This window comes from Halodurantibacterium flavum (genome assembly GCF_042681825.1).
GTDB lineage: Bacteria > Pseudomonadota > Alphaproteobacteria > Rhodobacterales > Rhodobacteraceae > Halodurantibacterium > Halodurantibacterium flavum.
The window spans coordinates 90,054-104,598 of record NZ_JBHUGH010000011.1; the positions used below are offsets into that span (position 1 = coordinate 90,054).

Below are 14,545 nucleotides of genomic sequence, written 5' to 3' on the forward strand. Positions count from 1 at the left end.
GGGGCAGATGTTCGCAAAGATCCTGATCGCCACCCGGGGTGAGATTGCCTGCCGCATCATCCGCACGGCCCGCCGCATGGGGGTCGCAACGGTCGCGGTCTATTCCGATGCCGATGCAGGGGCGCAGCATGTCGCGCTGGCCGATGAGGCGTGGCATATCGGCGGTGCGGCCCCGGCCGACAGCTATCTGCTGGGCGACCGGATCATCGCCGCAGCGCAGGAGGCCGGGGCAGAGGCGATCCATCCCGGCTATGGTTTCCTGTCCGAGAACCCGGATTTCGTGGACAGCGTGACGGCGGCGGGGCTCGTCTTTATCGGACCCTCGGCCGAGGCGATCCGGGCGATGGGCCTCAAAGACGCGGCCAAGGCGCTGATGGCGGATGCGGGCGTTCCGGTCGTGCCGGGTTATCACGGCGGCGAACAGGGGGCGGATGACCTCGCCGCGCGGGCTGCCGAAATCGGCTATCCGGTTCTCATCAAGGCGGTGGCCGGGGGCGGCGGCAAGGGGATGCGGCGCGTGGATCACGCCGACGATTTCGCCGGGGCGCTGGCAAGCGCGCAGGCCGAGGCGCGCGGCGCCTTCGGGAACCCGGCGGTGCTGATCGAGAAATACATCTCCAAGCCCCGGCATATCGAGGTGCAGGTGTTTGGCGACGGGCGCGACGCCATCCATCTGTTCGAACGGGACTGTTCGTTGCAGCGTCGCCACCAGAAAGTCATCGAAGAGGCGCCGGCCCCCGGCATGACGCCGGACCTGCGTGCGGCGATGGGCGATGCGGCAGTCCGGGCGGCGCGCGCCATCAACTATTCCGGCGCGGGCACTGTCGAATTCATCGTGGATGCGAGCGATGGCCTGCGCCCGGATCGCTTCTGGTTCATGGAGATGAATACCCGCCTGCAGGTCGAGCATCCGGTGACCGAGGCGATTACCGGCATCGATCTGGTCGAATGGCAGCTGCGTGTCGCCGCCGGCGAGGCCCTGCCTGCGCGGCAGGAGGATATCGCCACCACCGGTCACGCTTTCGAGGCCCGTCTTTACGCCGAGGATGTGGCGGCGGGTTTCCTGCCCGCGACGGGGCGGATCGAGCATCTAGGCTTTCCCCCCGGACTGCGCGCCGACAGCGGCGTCGTTGCGGGGGACAGGATTTCCCCATGGTATGATCCGATGATTGCCAAGATCATCGTCCACGGCCCCAACCGTGCGGTTGCGCTGCGCCAGCTTGCCCGGGGGCTGGACGAAACCGAGGTGTCGGGCACGGTGACAAACCTCGGTTTTCTGGCGCGGCTCGCGCGGCATCCACGCTTTCTTCGGGGCGATGTCGATACCGGGCTGATCGAGGCTGCGCTGCCCGATCTCGCTCACGATGCCGCGCCCCCGGTCACGGCCCTTATACGCGCGGCACTTTCGGTTGCCGGCATGGCGCGCGCGCGTCCCTTTACGCTTTGGCAGCCCCTGCGGCAGGTCGTGGCGCTGCGACACGGACAGGTGCTGCATTCCGTGGTGATCGAAAGCGGCGCGAATGAGATCGTGGCCGAGGTGTGCGGGGGCCGGCATGTCTGCGAGAACCGCGCCGATGGCTGGTGGATCGACGGGCGCAAGGCGCGGGGGAACATCGTGCCCGGGCCGGGCCGCGTCACCGTGTTCGACCAGGGCGCCCACGAATTCATGATCCCCGACCCGCTGGAACGTCAGGAACAGTCGGCGGTTTCGGCGGATGTGGTCCTGGCACCGATGCCCGGTCTTCTGCGGGACGTCATGGTCAGGGTCGGGGAACGCGTGGCGGCGGGCGAACGTCTCGCCATTCTGGAGGCGATGAAGATGGAGCATGCGCTGACGGCGCCCCGAGAGGGTCAGGTGGCCGAGGTTCTGGCGCAGCCCGGCGCGCAGGTTGAGGCCGGCGCGTCCCTGATCCGGCTTGCGCCCGAGGAGGACGCACATGGAAACGGTTGAGATTGTCGAGGTCGGCCCGCGCGACGGCCTTCAGAATGAGCCGCGTCTGGTCCCGTTGCAGGAAAAGCTCGCGCTGATCGACCTTTTGTCCACGGTCGGGTTCCGACGGATCGAGGCGGCAAGTTTCGTCTCCGCCCGGCGGGTGCCGCAGATGGCGGATGCGACCGCGGTCATGGCAGGGATCGTGCGCGTCCCCGGCGTGCGTTATGCGGCGCTTGCGCCGAACCGGCAGGGCGCCGAGGTGGCAATCGCGGCCCGCTGCGATGAGATTGCGGTTTTTGCGTCGGCCTCGGAAGGGTTCAGCCGGGCCAACCTGAATTGCTCGGTGGATGAAAGCGTTGCGCGTTTCGGACCCGTGGCCGAACTTGCCCGCGCGGCTGGGATACCGCTGCGGGGCTATGTCTCTTGCGCGACGGATTGTCCGTTCGACGGGGCCGTCGCGCCGGAACGGGTCGCGCGGGTCGCGGCGATGCTGCGTGATCTTGGCTGCCATGAAGTGAGCCTTGCCGACACGCTGGGCCGCGCGCACCCCGAGGCGGTGGACGCCATGCTTGCCTCCGTGCTGGAGGAGCTGCCGCCAGGGCAGCTGGCGGCGCATTTTCACGATACCGGCGGCGGTGCTCTGGCAAATATCGACGTGGCGCTGGCGCGTGGCCTGAGGGTTTTCGACGCGGCGGTGGGGGGCTTGGGCGGCTGTCCCTTTGCGCCAGGCGCGCCCGGGAATGTCGCGACCGAGGCGGTGCATGACCATCTGGTGGCCGCAGGCTATGCGACGGGGCTCAACCGGGACATTCTGCTGCAGGCGTCGGGGATGGCCCGGGCGCTCCGGATCGGATGATGACGATGGCAGAAACGGTATCGCTGAACGTGGACGGGCGCGGGGTCGCGACGCTGCGGCTGTGTCGCGGGGCGCAACACAACGCGCTTTCGGCGCAGATGATGGATGATCTTGCCGCAATGGCACATCGGCTCGGGCGTGATCCGGCGGTGCGGGTCGTCGTGCTGGCGGCCGAGGGTGAAAGCTTTTGCGCCGGCGCCGATCTGGGCTGGATGCAGGCGCAGACAACAGCCGACAGCGCGGGGCGCCTGCGCGAGGCGCAACGGCTGAGCGGGATGCTCCAGGCGCTCGACACACTGCCTAAACCACTGGTCGGCTGCGTACAGGGCAGCGCCTATGGCGGGGGGCTTGGGCTGTTATCTGTCTGCGATGTCGCCGTCGCGACCGAGAACGCCCGGTTCGCCTTTACCGAAACGCGGCTGGGGCTGATCCCGGCCACGATCGGTCCCTATGTGGTGGCGCGGATGGGCGCGGCGATGGCCCGCCGCGTCTTCATGTCGGCGCGCCGGTTCACGGCGGCCGAGGCGGTGGCGCTGGGATTGGTCGCGCGCGCCGTTCAGTCGGAGGGTCTTGGGGCGGCGGTGGAGGCAGAGGTCGCGCCCTATCTTGCCTGCGCGCCCGGGGCGGTCGCCGATGCCAAGGCGCTCTTGCGGCGGTTGGCCGGGCCGATCGACGCCCCCCTGATCGCCGAAAGCATGGAGGCCCTGATCGCCCGCTGGGAAAGCCCGGAGGCGGCCGAGGGCCTCGCGGCCTTTTTCGGGCGTCGCCCGGCGCCCTGGGCGACCGACGGGCGCAGCGACGGCTGAGTGGCGCCCGGCGACTCGGGCCGCCGCGGCGCAGCATCCGCGATGCTCCCTGCCTGCCGAAAAAGCGGGCAGCGGATGCCAGCCGCTGAAAATCCCATGTTTTTAACGATGGCGCCACGTCCGGCTTTGGTTGACCCCGCATCGGGGCAGGAGTAAACCGGGCGCAGCCAAAAGTCCGGCGCGCCGCGCCAAGCCGAAGGAGCCACCAGTGGATGCTCTGCTGAGAGAATACCTTCCCATTCTTATCTTTCTGGGGATCACGGTCGCCTTCGGCCTCATCCTTCTGCTGTCGGCAGCGATCGTCGCGGTGCGCAACCCCGATCCGGAAAAGGTCTCGGCCTATGAATGCGGGTTCAACGCGTTTGACGACGCGCGGATGAAGTTCGACGTCCGGTTCTACCTCGTCTCGATCCTCTTCATCATTTTCGACCTTGAGGTCGCGTTTTTGTTCCCTTGGGCTGTCGCCTTTGCGGACATATCTATGGTCGGCTTCTGGTCGATGATGGCCTTCCTCGGCATCCTGACCATCGGCTTTGCCTATGAATGGAAGAAAGGAGCCCTCGAATGGGAGTGAGCACCGCAGCCCATGACGCCGGCCCCGACAAGGAGGTCGCGACCCAGGCCCTGAACCGCGAGCTGCAGGACAAGGGCTTTCTGCTGACCTCGACCGAGGACATCATCAACTGGGCCCGCACCGGCTCGCTCCACTGGATGACCTTTGGTCTGGCCTGCTGCGCGGTCGAGATGATGCATACCTCGATGCCGCGCTACGATCTGGAACGGTTCGGCATGGCGCCCCGCGCCAGCCCGCGTCAGTCCGACCTGATGATCGTCGCGGGAACGCTGACGAACAAGATGGCCCCTGCGCTCCGCAAGGTCTATGACCAGATGCCCGAGCCGCGTTATGTGGTCTCGATGGGATCCTGCGCAAATGGCGGCGGATATTACCACTACAGCTATTCCGTGGTGCGCGGCTGTGACCGCATCGTCCCGGTCGACATCTATGTGCCGGGTTGCCCGCCGACGGCCGAGGCGCTGCTTTATGGTCTGCTGCAATTGCAGCGCAAGATCCGCCGCACCGGCACCATCACCCGCTGAGGAGAGAGCCCATGTCCGAGGCCCTGCAAGAGCTTGGCGCGCATATCGAACTCAAGCGGCCGGATGCCATTGTCGGCACCCGCGTGGCCAATGGTGAGCTGACGATCGAGGCGACCCTGCCGGGGCTCGTCGATCTGGTCGCCTTTCTGCGCAACGATGCAAATTGCCGTTTCTCGACCCTCATCGACATGACGGCGGTCGACCATCCGGAACGGGCGCGGCGGTTCGATGTCGTCTATCATTTCCTCTCGATGTACCGGAACCAGCGGCTGCGGCTCAAGGTGCAGGCGCGCGAGGAAGACATGGTGCCCTCGGTCACCGCGATCCACCCCTCGGCCAACTGGTTCGAGCGGGAGGTGTTCGACATGTTCGGCATCCTCTTTTCGGGCCATCCCGACCTGCGCCGCATCCTCACCGATTACGGCTTTCGCGGGCATCCGCTGCGCAAGGACTTTCCGACGACGGGCTATACCGAGGTCCGCTATGACGAGGCGCAGAAGCGCGTCATCTATGAGCCGGTGAGCCTGGTGCAGGAATACCGGATGTTCGACTTCATGAGCCCTTGGGAAGGCGGCGATTACATCCTGCCCGGCGACCAGAAAGCGGAGGCGAAATGATGGACGGTTCGTTCAACGACGCGGAAACGCAGGAACAGAAGATCCGCAACTTCAACCTCAATTTCGGCCCGCAGCACCCTGCGGCGCACGGGGTGCTGCGTCTGGTGCTGGAACTCGATGGCGAGATCGTGGAGCGCTGCGACCCCCATATCGGGCTTTTGCACCGCGGCACCGAAAAACTGATGGAGACGCGGACCTACCTGCAGAACCTGCCCTATTTCGACCGTCTCGACTATGTTGCGCCGATGAACCAGGAACATGCCTGGTGTCTGGCGGTCGAGCGGCTGACGAACACGCAGGTTCCGCGCCGGGCAAGCCTGATCCGCGTGCTTTATTCCGAGATCGGGCGCGTCCTGAACCATCTGCTGAACGTGACGACGCAGGCCATGGATGTCGGCGCGCTGACGCCGCCGCTCTGGGGGTTTGAAGAGCGTGAAAAGCTCATGATCTTTTATGAGCGGGCAAGCGGGGCGCGGCTGCACGCGGCCTATTTCCGGCCGGGTGGGGTGCATCAGGACCTGCCGCCTGATCTGATCGACGATATTGAGGCCTGGGCGGATCAGTTCCCGTCGCGGCTGGACGATATCGACAGCCTGCTGACCGAAAACCGGATCTTCAAGCAGCGCAACGCCGACATCGCCATCGTGACCGAGGAAGACATCCAGAACTGGGGCTTCTCGGGCGTCATGGTTCGTGGGTCGGGCCTTGCATGGGACCTGCGCCGGGCGCAGCCCTATGAATGCTATGACGAGTTCGATTTTCAGATCCCCGTCGGCAAGAATGGCGACTGCTATGACCGCTATCTCTGCCGGATGGCCGAGATGCGGGAGTCGACCAGGATCATCCGGCAGTGCATCGAAAAGCTGCGCGTTGAAAAGGGCGACGTCCTGGCACGCGGCAAGATCACACCCCCGAAACGCGGCGAGATGAAGACGTCGATGGAGTCGCTGATCCATCACTTCAAGCTCTATACCGAGGGCTTCCGTGTCCCCGAGGGTGAGATCTATGCCGCGGTCGAGGCGCCCAAGGGCGAATTCGGCGTCTATCTTGTGGCTGACGGGACCAACCGGCCCTATCGCGCCAAGATCCGCGCGCCGGGCTTTCAGCATCTTCAGGCAATGGATTACCTCTGCAAGGGGTATCAGCTTGCCGATGTGTCCGCCATTCTCGGGAGCCTCGACATCGTGTTCGGCGAGGTCGATCGCTGATGCGCGGCCTGTTCCTCATCTCTCTGCTGGCGCTTGCCGGCTGCTGGCAGGCAACCCAGCCGCCCGTGCCGCAATACACGGGCACCCCGCGGGAACGTCTGGTGCAGGCGGTCGAGGCGAGCGGTTGCGCGATCAATCCCGCGAATTCCGCCCGTATCCAGCAATCCACCGGGCTGACCGAGGCGCAGATCCGCGCGCTTGTGCTTGAAGAGGCGCAGGCGGGCATGGTCGAGATAACCGGCCCGGATACGGTCAAAATCATTACGGAGAACTGTCGCTGATGCTGCGCCGTCTTCACCCAGAGCAGCCGGAGAGCTTTGCCTTCACGCCTGCCAACCAGGAATGGGCACAGGCCCAGATCAGCAAATACCCCGAGGGTCGGCAGGCTTCGGCGATCATCCCGCTGCTCTGGCGCGCGCAGGAACAGGAAGGCTGGCTGACCCGTCCGGCGATCGAGCATGTCGCGGAAATGCTGGGGATGGCCTATATCCGGGCGCTTGAGGTCGCGACATTCTACTTCATGTTCCAGCTTCAGCCGGTCGGTTCGGTCGCCAATATCCAGATCTGCGGCACCACGTCCTGCATGATCTGCGGCGCCGAGGATCTGGTCGGCGTCTGTCAGGATCTGATCGCCGCGAAGCCGCACACGCTTTCGGCCGATGGCAAGTTTTCCTGGGAAGAGGTGGAGTGTCTGGGCGCCTGCGCTAACGCCCCGATGGCCCAGATCGGCAAGGATTACTACGAAAACCTGACGGCGGAACGCCTGCGTGAGATCATCGCCGAACTGGCGGCTGGCAAGGTGCCGGTGCCCGGCCCGCAGAACGGGCGCTACGCCTCGGAACCGGCAGGTGAACCCACGACGCTGAAAGACCATGTCGAGGGGCGCGATGCACATAACGCCTCGGTCCGGCTGGCGCTCGATATCGGCGACACCGTCAAGCGGATCGACGGAACCGAAGTCCCGATCCTGACACCCTGGATCAAGCCGGCCGAACCCACCGCAGCCGAGGGTGAGCCGCAGCAGCCCGAACCCGGCGCTGGACTTCCCGCCGACGAGACCGGGATCACGGTCGAAGAGGCCCCGGCCGAAGCAAAGGCGCGCCCAGAGGCGACCGAACCGGCCAAGGCCGCGGATCGTGCCAGCGGGGCAGGGGTAAAGCCGGTGACGCTTTCGTCGCCGCGCCCCGACCAGCGGGAAGATCTGACCCTGCTCGACGGCATCGGGCCCGATGAACAGGCGGCGCTCAACGCGCTCGGGGTCTGGCATCTGGACCAGATCGCGGCCTGGACGCCGGAAGAACTGGAATGGGTCGATGCCAATCTTCAGGGGTTCGGCGGACGGGCGACCCGCGACGGTTGGGTCGCAGTGGCCAAGGCGAAGCTTGCCGCCGAAAAGATCGACGAAGACAAGGGCTGAGGACGACGGGTGACGGGCGGGTCGGATCAGGATCGGGAACTGGCGCGGCAGGTTCGGCTGGTGGCGATTGTTCTTGTGACGACCATGGTGGTCTGGATGGGGCTGCAATGGCTCGGGGGGCAGATGGGATGGGAAGCGCGGTATGTCTTCCTTTTTGATCTTGCCGCGCTGGCTGCCTTTGTCTGGTCGCTGGTGGTGACATATCGGATCTGGCGCAGGCGTCAGGAGAAGTGAGAGCGAAGCGATGCTGAAGGATCAGGACCGGATCTTTACCAACCTTTACGGGATGCACGAACGCACCCTCGCTGGCGCGAAGAAACGCGGGCATTGGGACGGGACCGCCGGCATCATCGAAAAGGGGCGCGACTGGATCATCGACCAGATGAAGGCCAGCGGGCTGCGTGGTCGCGGCGGCGCCGGCTTTCCCACCGGGCTCAAGTGGTCCTTCATGCCCAAGGAAAGCGACGGACGCCCGGCCTATCTGGTCATCAACGCCGACGAATCCGAGCCCGCGACCTGCAAGGACCGCGAGATCATGCGTCACGATCCGCACACGCTGATCGAGGGCGCGCTGATCGCGAGCTTTGCGATGAATGCGCACACGGCCTACATCTATATCCGCGGCGAATATATCCGCGAACGTGAGGCCCTGCAGGCCGCGATCGACGAATGCTATGATAACGGCCTTCTGGGCCGGAACGCGGCGGGTTCGGGCTGGGACTTTGACCTGTTCCTGCATCACGGTGCCGGCGCCTATATCTGCGGCGAGGAAACCGCCCTGCTCGAAAGCCTTGAGGGCAAGAAGGGCATGCCGCGGATGAAACCGCCCTTCCCGGCCGGGGCCGGCCTTTACGGCTGCCCAACGACGGTGAACAACGTGGAATCCATTGCGGTGGTGCCGACTATCCTGCGTCGTGGGGGTGAGTGGTTTGCAAGCTTTGGCCGCCCGAACAACGCGGGCGTCAAGCTCTTTGGTCTGACCGGGCATGTGAACACCCCTTGCGTGGTCGAGGAATCCATGTCGATCTCGATGAAGGAACTCATCGAGCGGCATGGCGGCGGCGTCCGCGGCGGCTGGAAGAACCTCAAGGCGGTGATCCCGGGCGGGGCCTCCTGTCCGATCCTGCCGGCCGATCTGTGCGACACCGCGATCATGGACTATGACGGGATGCGCGAGCTCAAATCGAGCTTTGGCACCGCCTGCATGATCGTGATGGACCAGCAGACGGACGTCATCAAGGCGGTCTGGCGGCTCGCGAAATTCTTCAAGCACGAAAGCTGCGGGCAGTGCACGCCCTGCCGCGAAGGCACGGGCTGGATGATGCGGGTCATGGACAGGCTGGTGCGCGGCGAGGCCGAGGTCGAAGAGATCGACATGCTGCTCGACGTGACCAAGCAGGTCGAAGGGCATACGATCTGCGCCCTTGGCGATGCGGCGGCCTGGCCGATCCAGGGCCTGATCCGGCACTACCGGAACGAGATCGAGGACCGCATCAAGGCGAAACGGACCGGCCGCGTCAGCGCGGTCGCGGCGGAGTAAGGCGATGAGCAACCTGCGTAAAATCATCATCGACGGGATCGAGCTTGAGGTCGATCCGGCGATGACCCTCATTCAGGCGGCCGAGCAGGCGGGGATCGAGATCCCGCGTTTCTGCTATCATGAACGCCTGTCGATCGCCGGGAACTGCCGCATGTGTCTGGTCGAGGTCGTCGGCGGCCCGCCGAAGCCTGCCGCGTCCTGCGCGATGCAGGTCAAGGACCTGCGGCCGGGGCCGGAAGGCCAGCCGCCGGTGGTCAAGACGAACTCGCCCATGGTCAAGAAGGCGCGCGAAGGGGTGATGGAGTTCCTGCTCATTAACCATCCGCTCGATTGTCCGATCTGCGACCAGGGGGGCGAATGCGACCTTCAGGACCAGGCGATGGCCTATGGCGTGGATTTCAGCCGCTATCGCGAGCCGAAACGGGCATCGGAAGACCTGGACCTCGGGCCGCTGGTCGAAACCCACATGACGCGCTGTATTTCGTGCACCCGCTGCGTGCGCTTTACCACCGAAGTCGCCGGCATCACCCAGATGGGCCAGACGGGCCGCGGTGAGGACAGCGAGATCACGAGCTACCTGAACGAGACGCTCGCCTCCAACCTGCAGGGCAACATCATCGACCTCTGCCCGGTGGGGGCCCTGGTCAGCAAGCCCTATGCCTTTACGGCCCGGCCGTGGGAACTGGTGAAGACCGAGACGGTCGACGTGATGGATGCGCTCGGCTCGAACATTCGCGTGGATACGCGCGGGCGCGAGGTCATGCGCATCCTGCCGCGCAACCATGACGGCGTGAACGAGGAATGGATCTCCGACAAGACCCGCTTTGTCTGGGACGGTCTGCGGCGGCAACGGCTGGACAAGCCGTATATCCGCGAAAACGGGCGGCTGCGTCCGGCCACCTGGGCCGAGGCGCTGACGCGCGCGGCAGAGGCGATGAAGGGCCGGAAGGTCGCGGGCCTCGTGGGCGATCTGGCCCCGGTCGAGGCGGCTTTCGCCCTGAAGGACCTGATGGATCGCATCGGCGGCGTGACAGAATGCCGGACTGATGGCGCCAAGCTGCCGGCGGGCAACCGTTCCGGCTATGTGGGCAACGCGGCAATCGAAGATATCGACAGCGCGGCAGCGATCTATCTGATCGGCACCAACCCGCGGCTTGAGGCGCCGGTGCTCAATGCGCGGATCCGCAAGGCATGGATCCATGGGGCGGTCGTGCATCGGGTCGGGCCTGTGGCCGACCTGACCTATGACGTCACCGATCACGGGATCGACCGGGCGGCGCTGACCACGCTGGCCTCGGCTGCAGACGCGGCGGAAGGTGCGGTCGTGATCGTGGGGCAGGGCGCCCTGAACGAATCCGACGGGGCAGCGGTGCTGTCGCAGGCGATGAAACTTGCCGAACGTCTGGGCGGCCGGATGCTCGTGCTCCACACGGCTGCGGCGCGCGTGGGCGCGATGGACGTGGGTGCCGTGACCGAGGGTGGAATTTCCGCCGCCCTCGACGGGGCCGAGGTCGTCTATAACCTTGGCGCGGATGAGGTGGAGATCGCGCCGGGTCCCTTTGTCATCTATCAGGGCAGCCATGGCGACCGGGGCGCGCATCGAGCCGATATCGTTCTGCCCGGCGCCGCCTATACCGAGGAACCGGGGCTCTTCGTGAACACCGAAGGCCGGCCGCAGCTTGCCCTGCGCGCAGGCTTCCCGCCGGGCGACGCCAAGGAGAACTGGGCGATCCTGCGGGCGCTTTCGGCGGAACTGGGCGCGGTTCTGCCCTATGACAGCATCGGCCAGCTGCGCCAGACGCTGATCGCCGCCGTTCCGCATCTGGAACATGTCGATGAGGTGGCGGAAAACGCCTGGCAGCGTGTGCCGCTGCAGGAACCGGCGACGGCCAGCTTCCGCTATGCGGTGCGCGATTTTTATCTGACGAACCCCATTGCCCGCGCCTCGGCCCTGATGGCCGAGCTTTCGGCGATGGAGCAGGCGCGCCATGCCGCGCCGCTTGCGGCAGAGTAAGGAAAACCCGGTGCGGAACCTTCTGCGCCGGATGCGAAAAGGGTGGCACGCGGCGTCCGGATGCTGTTTACAGCGGGCATCGCGCAGCCAGAGCGGATGACGCGCTGAGGGATGTGAGGCACTATGGCTGACTTTCTGCAATCGGGTCTGGGGATCGCTTTGACGATCGCGGCACAGGGCCTTCTGATCATCATGTTCGTGATGATCTCGCTTCTGTTCCTCGTTTATGGCGACCGCAAGATCTGGGCAGCGGTGCAGATGCGCCGGGGTCCGAACGTGGTCGGTCCCTTTGGTCTTCTGCAATCCGTGGCCGACGCGCTGAAATATGTCGTCAAGGAAATCGTCGTGCCCGCCGGCGCCGACCGCCCGGTCTACTTCCTCGCGCCGATGCTCTCCTTCGTGCTGGCCGTCACGGCCTGGGCGGTGATCCCGTTCAACTCCAGTTGGGTGCTGGCCGATATCAACGTCGCGATCCTCTTTGTCTTCGCCGTCTCCTCGCTCGAGGTTTACGGCGTCATCATGGGGGGCTGGGCTTCGAACTCCAAATACCCGTTCCTTGGCTCGCTTCGGTCGGCGGCACAGATGATTTCCTATGAGGTGTCGCTGGGCCTGATCATCATCGGCATCATCATCTCGACCGGCTCGATGAACTTCGGCGCGATTGTCGCGGCGCAGGATGGCCCCTATGGCATCTTCAGCTGGTACTGGCTGCCGCATCTGCCGATGGTGGTGCTGTTCCTGGTGTCGGCGCTCGCGGAAACCAACCGCCCGCCCTTCGACCTGCCCGAGGCGGAATCCGAACTCGTCGCCGGCTTCATGGTCGAATATTCCTCGACGCCGTACCTTCTGTTCATGGCGGGGGAATATATCGCCATCTTCCTGATGTGCGCCTTGATGAGCCTCCTGTTCTTCGGCGGCTGGCTGTCGCCCATTCCCGGGCTGCCCGATGGCGCGCTCTGGATGGTCGCCAAGATGGCGTTCTTCTTCTTCGTCTTCGCAATGGTGAAGGCAATCGTGCCGCGCTACCGCTATGACCAACTGATGCGGATCGGCTGGAAGGTGTTCCTGCCTCTTTCGCTCGGCTGGGTCGTGCTGGTGGCGTTTCTGGCGAAATTTGAAGTACTCGGCGGCGCCTGGGCCCGCTGGGCAACCGGAGGCTGACAAATGGGGATCGATATCACCCGCGCCGTCAAGTACTTCCTCCTGACGGATTTTCTCAAGGGCTTCGCGCTCGGGATGCGCTATTTCGTGGCGCCCAAGCCGACGCTGAACTACCCGCATGAAAAAGGCGCACTCTCGCCCCGGTTCCGGGGGGAACATGTGCTGCGTCGCTATCCGAATGGTGAGGAACGCTGCATCGCCTGCAAGCTTTGCGAGGCGATCTGCCCCGCCCAGGCGATCACGATCGAGGCCGAACCGCGCGAGGACGGCAGCCGCCGCACCACGCGCTACGACATCGACATGACGAAATGCATCTATTGCGGTTTCTGCCAGGAAGCCTGCCCGGTCGATGCCATCGTCGAAGGTCCGAACTTCGAGTTTTCGACCGAGACGCGCGAAGAACTTTTCTACGACAAGGCCCGCCTGCTCGAAAACGGTGAGCGGTGGGAGGCACGGATCTCCCGCAACATCGAACTGGACGCGCCCTACAGATGAGCAACGACTTTTCCAAGCTCTTTGAGGCAATGATGCAGCAAAGCCAGGAGATGGCGCGGAAATTCAATCCCGCGCTCGAGAACTTCCGGCTTTCGGGGTATGAGGATCTCATGCCCACGCTCTCCAAGAGCTTCATGGAAATGGCGTTCGGCAAGACCTTCAACCGGGAGGGGCTGGATGCCAAGACGCGGCTTCTGGTCATCATCGCGGCGCTGACGGTGATGGGCGCGCAGGCCGAACCGCAGCTCAAGCTCACGATCCGCCATGCGCTGGAGGCCGGCGCCCGCAAGCGCGAGATCGCGGAAGTGATCCATCAGATGACCATGTTCGGCGGGTTGCCCGCCGTGACAAAGGCGCTCCAGATCGCACAGGGCGTCTTTGCCGAAACCGAGGAGGACAGCGCGTGACTGTCGCGGATTATGCCTTTTATGCCTTTGCGCTCGTCACCGTTGCGGCGGGCTTCCTTGTGGTCGTGGCACGCAACCCGGTACATTCGGTGCTGTGGCTGATCCTTGCGTTCCTGTCCTCGGCGGGGCTTTTCGTGCTTCTGGGCGCGGAATTCGTGGCGATGCTGCTGATCATCGTCTATGTGGGCGCGGTCGCGGTGCTGTTCCTTTTCGTGGTGATGATGCTCGACATCGACTTTGCCGCGCTGAAGGCCGAGATGGCGAAATACGTGCCGCTCGCGGCGCTGATCGGTCTGGTGATCCTGATGCAGCTGGCGCTGGTCTTCGGTGCATGGCAGCAGGCTGACGGGGCCCTCGGGCTGCGGCAGGCCGTGACCCCGGATATGGAAGAGATCCACAACACGCACGCGCTGGGGCTGCTGCTTTACGATCAGTATGTGTTCCTCTTCCAGACTGCCGGCCTGATCCTGCTGGTCGCGATGATCGGGGCGATTGTGCTGACACTGCGGCACCGCGAGGGGATCAAGCGGCAGGACGTGCTGTCGCAGATGTATCGCGATCCGGCCAAGACGCTGGAACTCAAGGATGTAAAGCCCGGCCAGGGGCTCTGAACAGGACCCGGTCCGCGCCAAGGCGTGGCCCGGACGCGCGGAAAGAAGCAGGGCGCAGGCCCGGAGGGACGATGATGGTGGGACTGGAACATTACCTGACGGTGGCGGCGACGCTGTTCGTCATCGGCATCTTCGGCATCTTCCTCAACCGGAAGAATGTCATCGTGATCCTGATGTCGATCGAACTGATGCTGCTTGCGGTCAACATCAACCTTGTCGCGTTTTCGAGCTTCCTCGGCGATCTGGTCGGGCAGGTCTTCACGATGTTCGTTCTTACCGTCGCGGCCGCCGAGGCGGCGATCGGCCTTGCGATCCTGGTCTGCTTCTTCCGCAACAGGGGCACGATTGATGTCGAGGACATCAACGTGATGAAGGGGTAAGG

The 14,545-nt window shown here is 64.8% G+C and carries 17 protein-coding genes; all 17 read left to right on the forward strand.

Translation table 11 applies throughout. The features are described 5' to 3' along the window. Positions 1-7 precede the first annotated feature (7 nt). The 17 genes from ACFSGJ_RS14635 (at position 8) to nuoK (ending at position 14,543) form a co-directional block, all read left to right on the forward strand. The gene (locus ACFSGJ_RS14635; protein ID WP_390263353.1) at positions 8-1,951 is read left to right on the forward strand and encodes an acetyl/propionyl/methylcrotonyl-CoA carboxylase subunit alpha; all 1,944 of its coding nucleotides are present in this window, start codon (positions 8-10) and stop codon (positions 1,949-1,951) included. Continuing rightward, the gene (locus ACFSGJ_RS14640) at positions 1,938-2,789 is read left to right on the forward strand and encodes a hydroxymethylglutaryl-CoA lyase (protein ID WP_390263356.1); all 852 of its coding nucleotides are present in this window, start codon (positions 1,938-1,940) and stop codon (positions 2,787-2,789) included. The genes ACFSGJ_RS14635 and ACFSGJ_RS14640 overlap by 14 nt, the downstream gene beginning before the upstream one ends. 5 nt (positions 2,790-2,794) lie before the next feature. Then, entirely contained in the window at positions 2,795-3,595 is an 801-nt protein-coding gene (locus tag ACFSGJ_RS14645; protein ID WP_390263467.1) for a crotonase/enoyl-CoA hydratase family protein, read from the forward strand. A 208-nt stretch (positions 3,596-3,803) separates the two neighbouring features. Further along, positions 3,804-4,169, forward strand: a complete 366-nt coding sequence (locus ACFSGJ_RS14650; protein WP_390263359.1) for an NADH-quinone oxidoreductase subunit A — start codon at positions 3,804-3,806, stop codon at positions 4,167-4,169. Then, complete coding sequence (locus ACFSGJ_RS14655) at positions 4,160-4,693, forward strand: NuoB/complex I 20 kDa subunit family protein (RefSeq protein WP_390263362.1); 534 nt, start codon at positions 4,160-4,162, stop codon at positions 4,691-4,693. The genes ACFSGJ_RS14650 and ACFSGJ_RS14655 overlap by 10 nt, the downstream gene beginning before the upstream one ends. Positions 4,694-4,704: 11 nt before the next feature. Beyond that, the gene (locus ACFSGJ_RS14660; RefSeq protein WP_390263365.1) at positions 4,705-5,310 is read left to right on the forward strand and encodes an NADH-quinone oxidoreductase subunit C; all 606 of its coding nucleotides are present in this window, start codon (positions 4,705-4,707) and stop codon (positions 5,308-5,310) included. Continuing rightward, a complete protein-coding gene (locus ACFSGJ_RS14665; RefSeq protein ID WP_390263470.1) occupies positions 5,310-6,518 on the forward strand; it encodes an NADH-quinone oxidoreductase subunit D in 1,209 nt (402 codons plus the stop codon). The genes ACFSGJ_RS14660 and ACFSGJ_RS14665 overlap by 1 nt, the downstream gene beginning before the upstream one ends. Beyond that, entirely contained in the window at positions 6,518-6,799 is a 282-nt protein-coding gene (locus tag ACFSGJ_RS14670) for a hypothetical protein (protein WP_390263368.1), read from the forward strand. The genes ACFSGJ_RS14665 and ACFSGJ_RS14670 overlap by 1 nt, the downstream gene beginning before the upstream one ends. Further along, on the forward strand, positions 6,799-7,935 hold the full coding sequence (locus tag ACFSGJ_RS14675; RefSeq protein ID WP_390263370.1) for an NADH-quinone oxidoreductase subunit E: 1,137 nt from the start codon (positions 6,799-6,801) through the stop codon (positions 7,933-7,935). The genes ACFSGJ_RS14670 and ACFSGJ_RS14675 overlap by 1 nt, the downstream gene beginning before the upstream one ends. A 9-nt stretch (positions 7,936-7,944) precedes the next feature. After that, a complete protein-coding gene (locus ACFSGJ_RS14680; RefSeq protein WP_390263373.1) occupies positions 7,945-8,169 on the forward strand; it encodes a DUF5337 domain-containing protein in 225 nt (74 codons plus the stop codon). 10 nt (positions 8,170-8,179) lie between these two features. Continuing rightward, a complete protein-coding gene (nuoF, locus tag ACFSGJ_RS14685) occupies positions 8,180-9,475 on the forward strand; it encodes an NADH-quinone oxidoreductase subunit NuoF (RefSeq protein ID WP_390263376.1) in 1,296 nt (431 codons plus the stop codon). A 4-nt stretch (positions 9,476-9,479) separates the two neighbouring features. Then, a complete protein-coding gene (gene nuoG / locus ACFSGJ_RS14690) occupies positions 9,480-11,489 on the forward strand; it encodes an NADH-quinone oxidoreductase subunit NuoG (protein ID WP_390263378.1) in 2,010 nt (669 codons plus the stop codon). A 123-nt stretch (positions 11,490-11,612) separates the two neighbouring features. Next, a complete protein-coding gene (nuoH, locus tag ACFSGJ_RS14695; protein ID WP_390263380.1) occupies positions 11,613-12,650 on the forward strand; it encodes an NADH-quinone oxidoreductase subunit NuoH in 1,038 nt (345 codons plus the stop codon). A gap of 3 nt (positions 12,651-12,653) precedes the next feature. Further along, the gene (gene nuoI / locus ACFSGJ_RS14700; RefSeq protein WP_390263382.1) at positions 12,654-13,145 is read left to right on the forward strand and encodes an NADH-quinone oxidoreductase subunit NuoI; all 492 of its coding nucleotides are present in this window, start codon (positions 12,654-12,656) and stop codon (positions 13,143-13,145) included. Further along, complete coding sequence (locus tag ACFSGJ_RS14705; RefSeq protein ID WP_390263384.1) at positions 13,142-13,552, forward strand: carboxymuconolactone decarboxylase family protein; 411 nt, start codon at positions 13,142-13,144, stop codon at positions 13,550-13,552. The genes nuoI and ACFSGJ_RS14705 overlap by 4 nt, the downstream gene beginning before the upstream one ends. Beyond that, positions 13,549-14,163 carry an NADH-quinone oxidoreductase subunit J gene (locus ACFSGJ_RS14710; protein WP_390263386.1) on the forward strand — a complete coding sequence of 205 codons (615 nt, stop codon included), beginning with the start codon at positions 13,549-13,551 and terminating at the stop codon, positions 14,161-14,163. The genes ACFSGJ_RS14705 and ACFSGJ_RS14710 overlap by 4 nt, the downstream gene beginning before the upstream one ends. A 74-nt stretch (positions 14,164-14,237) precedes the next feature. Continuing rightward, positions 14,238-14,543, forward strand: coding sequence for an NADH-quinone oxidoreductase subunit NuoK (gene nuoK, locus ACFSGJ_RS14715; protein ID WP_390263473.1), 306 nt, complete (start codon positions 14,238-14,240; stop codon positions 14,541-14,543). Positions 14,544-14,545: the final 2 nt, after the last annotated feature.